Below are 6,470 nucleotides of genomic sequence, written 5' to 3'. Positions count from 1 at the left end.
TGAGCCTGTCGAAGGACCTGAGCTTGTCGAAGGGCCCGATCATCCTGAGCCTGTCGAAGGACCTGAGCTTGTCGAAGGGCCCGATCATCCTGAGCCTGTCGAAGGACCTGAGCTTGTCGAAGGGCCCGATCATCCTGAGCCCGTCGAAGGGCCTGCTCGCACGGCAACAGGGCTTCGACAGGCTCAGGGCGAACGGAAGGGAGAGAGGTTGACATGAGCATCGAAGGCTACTTCGTCACCGGCACCGACACCGGCGTCGGCAAGACCCTCGTCAGTTGCACGCTGATGCTGGACCTGCAACGCCGCCACAAGCGCGTCGTCGGCATGAAGCCGGTGGCGGCCGGCACCGTCGCGACGCCGCACGGCGACGACAACGAAGACGTGCTCGCGCTGCGCGCCGTCGCGACCGTCGCGGTGCCGCGCGAGCTGGACAACCCGTACTGCCTGCCTCTGCCGATGTCCCCGCACCTCGCGGCGCGCGCGGCCGGCGTGCAGATCGACATCTGCGAACTCGGCCGGCGCTACCGCGACCTCGCGGCACTGGCCGATGCGGTGGTCGTCGAAGGCGCCGGCGGCTTCTTGGTGCCGCTGAACGACACCCAGACCGGTGCCGACCTCGCGCAGGCACTCGAGCTGCCGGTGCTGCTGGTGGTCGGCCTGCGGCTCGGCTGCCTGAACCACGCGCTGCTGACGCAGGAGGCAATCCGCGCGCGCGGCCTGCGGCTGGCCGGCTGGGTCGCGAACCGCGTCGACCCGGCGATGCTTGCCGCCGACGAGAACATCGCGACGCTGCGCGAGCGCATCGACGCGCCGCTGTGGGCCGAACTGCCGCACCAGCCGCATGCGAATGCGCAGGACATGCTGCGCCACTGGACCGCCCGATGAACGCCTTCGACCTCGACGAGATGGCCGCGCAGCTCGACGCGCTCGACGGCAACCGGCTGCGCCGGCGCCGTCGCGTGGTGCAGCAGGTCGACGGGCCGCGCATGGTGGTCGACGGCGAATCGCTGCTCGCGTTCTGCAGCAACGACTACCTCGGCCTCGCGCAGCACCCGGACCTGGTCGCGGCCGCGCAGCGCGCCGCGCAGCAGTACGGCGTCGGCGCAACCGCATCGCCGCTGGTCTGCGGCCACACCGAGGCGCACGACGCGCTGGAGCGCGAGCTGGCGGCCTTCGTCGGCCTGCCGGCCGCGCTGAGCTTCTACGCCGGCTTCGCGGCCAACGTCGGCCTGCTGCCGGCGCTGGTCGGGCGCGGCGACGCCTTGTTCTGCGATGCGCTGAACCACGCCTGCCTGATCGACGGCGCGCGGCTGTCGGGCGCGCAGATCGCGGTCTACCCGCATGGCGACCTGGCAGCACTGGGCGAACGGCTGGCCGCATCGGCGGCCGAGCGCAAGCTGGTCGTCACCGATGCGGTGTTCAGCATGGACGGCGACCTCGCGCCGCTGCCCGACCTGCTGGCACTGTGCGAACGCCACGACGCCTGGCTGCTGGTCGACGATGCGCACGGCTTCGGCGTGCTCGGGCCCGGCGGCCGCGGCAGCGCGGCGCACTTCGGGCTGCAGTCGACGCGGCTCGTCTACATGGCGACGCTCGGCAAGGCGGCCGGCGTCGCGGGCGCCTTCGTCGCCGGCGACGCGACCTTGATCGACTGGCTGCTGCAGCGCATCCGCAGCTACATCTTCGCCACCGCGATGCCGGCGATGCAGGCCGAGGCGCTGCGCGAGAGCCTGCGCGTGATGCAGCGCGAGCCGCAGCGCCGCGCGCACGTGATGGCGCTGGTGCAGCGGCTGCGTGCCGGCCTGGCCGGACTGCCGTGGGCCAACCCGCCGTCGCCGACGCCGGTGCAGCCGCTGATCCTCGGCGGCAATGCCGAGGCGCTGGAGATGGCCGCGGCCTTGCGCGAGCGCGGCCTGTGGGTGCCGGCGATCCGCCCGCCGACCGTGCCGGCCGGCACCGCGCGGCTGCGCATCACCTTGTCGGCGGCGCACACCGAGGCCGAGGTCGATCGGCTGCTGGACGCATTGCGAGAGATCGCCGAGAGGCGTAGAACCTGTTCACCCCACCCTGAAGGAGACCCCCATGTCTGACCCGATCGTCATCGTGTCCGCCGCCCGCACGCCCATCGGCGGGCTGCTGGGCGATTTCAGCGCGCTGGCCGGCCACCAGCTCGGCGCCATCGCGATCCAGGCCGCGGTGCAGCGCGCCGGCATCACCGGCGACGCTGTCGACGAGGTGCTGATGGGCAACTGCCTGATGGCCGGCCAGGGGCAGGCGCCGGCCCGCCAGGCGGCGCTCGGCGCCGGGCTGCCGCAGTCGGCCGGCGCGGTGACGCTGTCGAAGATGTGCGGCTCGGGCATGCGCGCGATGATGTTCGCGCACGACATGCTGAAGGCCGGGAGCGTCGACGTGATGGTGGCCGGCGGCATGGAGAGCATGACCAACGCGCCGCACCTGATGTTCGCGCGCAAGGGCGTGCGCTACGGCGCGGCGCAGATGTTCGACCACATGGCGATCGACGGGCTGGAGGACGCCTACGACCGCGGCCGCGCGATGGGCGTGTTCGCCGAGGAATGCGTCGCCAAGTACCAGTTCAGCCGCGAGGCGCAGGATGCGTTCGCGATCGCGTCCACCCAGCGCAGCAAGCAGGCCAACGAAGACGGCAGCTTCGACTGGGAGATCGCGCCGGTCACGGTGGCCGGCAAGGCCGGCGACACGGTGGTGAAGTTCGACGAGCAGCCGTTCAAGGCCAAGCTCGACAAGATCCCGACGCTGAAGCCGGCCTTCAAGAAAGACGGCACGATCACCGCGGCGAACGCGTCGAGCATCTCCGACGGCGCCGCGGCGCTGGTGCTGATGCGCGAGAGCACCGCGAAGCGGCTGGGCAGCCCCGTGCTCGCGCGCATCCATGCGCATGCGGTGCATGCGCAGGCGCCGAACTGGTTCACGACGGCGCCGATCGGCGCGATCGACAAGGTACTGAAGAAGACCGGCTGGGCCGCGAAGGACGTCGACCTGTGGGAGGTCAACGAGGCCTTCGCCGCGGTGACGATGGCGGCGATGCACGAGTTCAAGCTGCCGCACGAGATCGTCAACGTGCACGGCGGCGCCTGCGCGCTCGGCCACCCGATCGGTGCGAGCGGCGCGCGCATCGTCGTCACGCTGCTCGGCGCGCTGCGCAAGCGCGGGCTGAAGCGCGGCGTCGCCGCGCTGTGCATCGGTGGCGGCGAAGCGACGGCGATGGCGGTGGAATTGGTTTGATGGGCGTGCGGCGGGCGTCCATCCCGGTGCCGGTTCGCATCGGCACCGCGGGCTGGTCGATCCCCGCCGCGCAGGCCGATGCGCTGCCCGGCGACGGCACGCACCTGGAGCGCTATGCGCGGCGCATGAACTGCGTCGAGATCAACTCGTCGTTCTACCGTCCCCACCGGATGCAGACCTACGCACGCTGGGCCGACAGCACGCCCGACGACTTCCGCTTTGCCGTGAAGATGCCGAAGCGCATCACGCACGAAGGCCGGCTGGCAGGCATCGACGAGTTGCTCGCGGCGTTCGTCGGCGAAGCCGGCGGGCTGGGCGCCAAGTGGGCCGTCGCTCTGGTGCAGCTGCCGCCGTCGCTCGCGCTCGACGAGCCGGTGGCCGGCCGGTTCTTCGAGCAGCTCGGCGCGGCCTTCGACGGCGCCATCGTCTGCGAACCGCGGCACCGCAGCTGGTTCACGCCGCAGGCCGACGAGCTGCTGCAGCGCTGCGAGGTCTCGCGCGTGGCGGCCGACCCGGCAAAGTGGCCGCAGGCCGGCGAACCGGGCGGCTGGACGGGACCGCCGCGCGCGCGCCGCGCGGCGGTGGCCTATCACCGCTGGCACGGTTCGCCGCGGGTGTACTGGTCCACGTACGACACCGACTGGCTGCGCGAGCGCGCGCAGCAACTCGCGCACCTGCCGGCCCACGTGGACCGCTGGTGCATCTTCGACAACACGGCAGCGGGCGCGGCCTTGCCGAACGCCCTGCAGCTGCAGACACTCACCTCCCCATGAACATCCTGATCATCGGCGCGTCGCGCGGCATCGGCTTCGAATTCGTCCGCCAGTACCGCGCAGACGGCGCGCGCGTCACCGCGACCGCCCGCGACGCGGCCGGCATCGCACGGCTGCAGCAGCTCGGCGCCGACGCCTTCGCGCTCGACGTGACCGACACCGCGAGCGCGTCGGGCCTCGCGTGGCGCATCGACGGGCAGGCCTTCGATGTCGTGATCGTCAACGCCGGTGTCACCGGGCCGCGGCTGGCCGCGCCGCAGACGCCGAGCGAGGCCGACTTCGACGCGGTGATGCACACCAACGTGCTCGGCGCGATGCGCATCCTGCCGCAGGTGATGGAATCGCTCGCGCCGGGCGCGAAGCTCGCGGTGCTGTCGTCGCGGATGGGCTCGATCGGGCTGCGCAGCTCGGGCAGCAGCTGGCTGTACCGCGCGTCGAAGGCGGCGCTGAACTCGGTGCTGAAGGACGTGTCGTTCTCGCTGCAGGGCCGCGCGACCTGCGTTGCGTTCCATCCCGGCTGGGTGCGCACCGACATGGGCGGCGCGTCGGCCGACATCGGCGTCGAGCAGAGCGTGGCCGACATGCGGCGCACGCTGGCCGCGCTGCAGCCGTCGGAGAACGGCAGCTTCCTGAACCACGACCACCAGCCGCTGGCCTGGTGAGCCGCACGACCCGATCGACAAGAACATCCGGAGACCGCCCCATGCTGACCGAAGACCACCGTGCCGTGCAGGACGCCGTGCGCGCCTACGTGCAGGACCGCATCGCCCCGCAGGCTGCCCGCTGGGACAAGGACCACCACTTCCCGCAGGACGAGCTGCGCGGCCTGGCCGAGCTCGGCTGCTACGGCGTCGCGGTGCCGACCGAATGGGACGGCGCGGGGCTCGACTACCTGAGCCTGTCGCTGATCCTCGAGGAGATCGCGGCTGGCGATGGGGCGACGTCCACCATCGTCAGCGTCAACAACTGCCCGGTGTGCTCGATCCTGATGGCCTGGGCCGACGACGCGCAGAAGGCGCTGTGGCTGAAGCCGCTGGCGCGCGGCGAGATGCTCGGCGCGTTCTGCCTGACCGAGCCGCACGTCGGCTCGCAGGCCGACGGGCTGAAGACGACTGCGGTGCGCGACGGCGAGCACTACGTGCTGAACGGCGTCAAGCAGTTCATCACCAGCGGAAAGCATGGCGACGTGGCGATCGTGATGGCGGTGACCGACAAGGCGGCCGGCAAGAAGGGCATCAGCGCGTTCATCGTGCCGACTTCGACGCCGGGCTACGTGGTGGCGCGGCTGGAAGACAAGATGGGCCAGCATGCGAGCGACACCGCGCAGATCCTGTTCGAGAACTGCCGCATCCCGACGGCGAACCGGCTGGGCGATGAAGGGCAGGGGCTGAAGATCGCGCTGTCGGGGCTGGAGGGCGGGCGCATCGGCATCGGCTCGCAGGCGGTGGGCATGGCGCGCGCGGCGTTCGAGGCGGCGCTGCGCTATGCGAAGGAGCGGGTCGCGTTCGGCAAGCCGATCTTCGAGCACCAGGCGCTGCAGTTCCGGCTGGCCGAGATGGCGACGCAGATCGAGGCGGCGCGGCAGCTGATCCACCATGCCGCGCGGCTGAAGGATGCCGGCCAGCCGTGCCTGAAAGAGGCGGCGATGGGCAAGCTGTTCGCGAGCGAGATGGCCGAGCGCGTCTGCAGCGAGGCGATCCAGATCCATGGCGGGTACGGCTACGTCAGCGATTTCCCGGTCGAGCGCATCTACCGCGACGTGCGGGTGTGCCAGATCTACGAAGGCACGAGCGACGTGCAGAAGATCCTGATCGGGCGGGCGCTGGCGGGGTGATGGTCCAGATGGCGAATGCGTACATCGAGTTCCAGGTCGGCGATCCGTCTGCCGCCGGCTGGATGAATCTGTTCCTGCGCCGTTGCATCGGCGAACCGGGCTCGAGGTTTCGGTTCGACTTCATCGATGCGAACGATCCGGCCCACTCCGTCGTCAAGGTGAACGGCGAGGGTGCGTACGCATTCCTGGCAGAAGAACTCGCGAAGTCGGGCGCATCGCGCCCACCTTCCGTGACGGTGTCACTGCTGGAGTCGATCGACGAGGACGTCTTCCCGCTGGACCCGGCGGACATCGAAGCGACCTGGTTTCGAGATCCGTCGAAGACCGACGGCGGTTTCGTTGCCCACACCGATGCTTGTGCGCGTCTGGTGCATGCGGCGAGTGGCATGGTCGCGCAATGCACGCAACATCGATCGCGCGCAAGGAACCATGCCGAAGCCCTCTCGCTGCTTCGCGCCAGGGTCGTCGCCTCGCAACATCTTTTCAGCACCGCGGGCGCCGTTGCACGGAAGCTGACCGAATCCGACCTGCCTGCACTGCAATCGTTCAGGAGGCCTGGATGAGGTCGCAAGGTGCGCGGTGGATCCGCCTCGGTGCCGCGG

The 6,470-nt window shown here is 70.6% G+C and carries 8 protein-coding genes; all 8 read left to right on the top strand.

Annotated elements, in window-relative coordinates; translation table 11 throughout:
• On the top strand, positions 1 to 212 hold a 212-nt coding region (locus FHT26_RS14500), incomplete at its 5' end, for a hypothetical protein (RefSeq protein WP_168560824.1).
• 7 nt (positions 213 to 219) lie between these two features.
• On the top strand, positions 220 to 885 hold the full coding sequence (gene bioD / locus FHT26_RS14495; protein WP_168561029.1) for a dethiobiotin synthase: 666 nt from the start codon (positions 220 to 222) through the stop codon (positions 883 to 885).
• Positions 882 to 2,090 (top strand): 8-amino-7-oxononanoate synthase, encoded by a 1,209-nt coding sequence (gene bioF, locus FHT26_RS14490; RefSeq protein WP_168560823.1) that lies wholly within the window; start codon positions 882 to 884, stop codon positions 2,088 to 2,090. The genes bioD and bioF overlap by 4 nt, the downstream gene beginning before the upstream one ends.
• Positions 2,083 to 3,261 carry an acetyl-CoA C-acyltransferase gene (locus tag FHT26_RS14485; RefSeq protein ID WP_168560822.1) on the top strand — a complete coding sequence of 393 codons (1,179 nt, stop codon included), beginning with the start codon at positions 2,083 to 2,085 and terminating at the stop codon, positions 3,259 to 3,261. The genes bioF and FHT26_RS14485 overlap by 8 nt, the downstream gene beginning before the upstream one ends.
• Positions 3,262 to 3,287: 26 nt before the next feature.
• Positions 3,288 to 4,034 (top strand): DUF72 domain-containing protein, encoded by a 747-nt coding sequence (locus tag FHT26_RS14480; RefSeq protein WP_349238149.1) that lies wholly within the window; start codon positions 3,288 to 3,290, stop codon positions 4,032 to 4,034.
• Positions 4,031 to 4,696 carry an SDR family oxidoreductase gene (locus FHT26_RS14475; protein WP_168560820.1) on the top strand — a complete coding sequence of 222 codons (666 nt, stop codon included), beginning with the start codon at positions 4,031 to 4,033 and terminating at the stop codon, positions 4,694 to 4,696. The genes FHT26_RS14480 and FHT26_RS14475 overlap by 4 nt, the downstream gene beginning before the upstream one ends.
• A gap of 41 nt (positions 4,697 to 4,737) precedes the next feature.
• Entirely contained in the window at positions 4,738 to 5,868 is a 1,131-nt protein-coding gene (locus FHT26_RS14470; RefSeq protein ID WP_168560819.1) for an acyl-CoA dehydrogenase family protein, read from the top strand.
• Positions 5,868 to 6,431 (top strand): peptide chain release factor-like protein, encoded by a 564-nt coding sequence (locus tag FHT26_RS14465; RefSeq protein ID WP_168560818.1) that lies wholly within the window; start codon positions 5,868 to 5,870, stop codon positions 6,429 to 6,431. Before FHT26_RS14470 ends, FHT26_RS14465 begins: the two co-directional genes overlap by 1 nt.
• Positions 6,432 to 6,470: the final 39 nt, after the last annotated feature.

Origin of the sequence: Rhizobacter sp. SG703, assembly GCF_012275445.1 — a bacterium.
Classification (GTDB): domain Bacteria; phylum Pseudomonadota; class Gammaproteobacteria; order Burkholderiales; family Burkholderiaceae_C; genus Rhizobacter.
This window is presented reverse-complemented; position numbering and strand designations above follow the sequence as displayed.

Coding starts and splice junctions, on each gene's coding strand:
- FHT26_RS14470 (WP_168560819.1), top strand. CDS start 4,738: ATGCTGACCGAAGACCACCGTGCCGTGCAGGACGCCGTGCGCGCCTAC.
- bioF (WP_168560823.1), top strand. CDS start 882: ATGAACGCCTTCGACCTCGACGAGATGGCCGCGCAGCTCGACGCGCTC.
- FHT26_RS14475 (WP_168560820.1), top strand. CDS start 4,031: ATGAACATCCTGATCATCGGCGCGTCGCGCGGCATCGGCTTCGAATTC.
- FHT26_RS14465 (WP_168560818.1), top strand. CDS start 5,868: ATGGTCCAGATGGCGAATGCGTACATCGAGTTCCAGGTCGGCGATCCG.
- FHT26_RS14485 (WP_168560822.1), top strand. CDS start 2,083: ATGTCTGACCCGATCGTCATCGTGTCCGCCGCCCGCACGCCCATCGGC.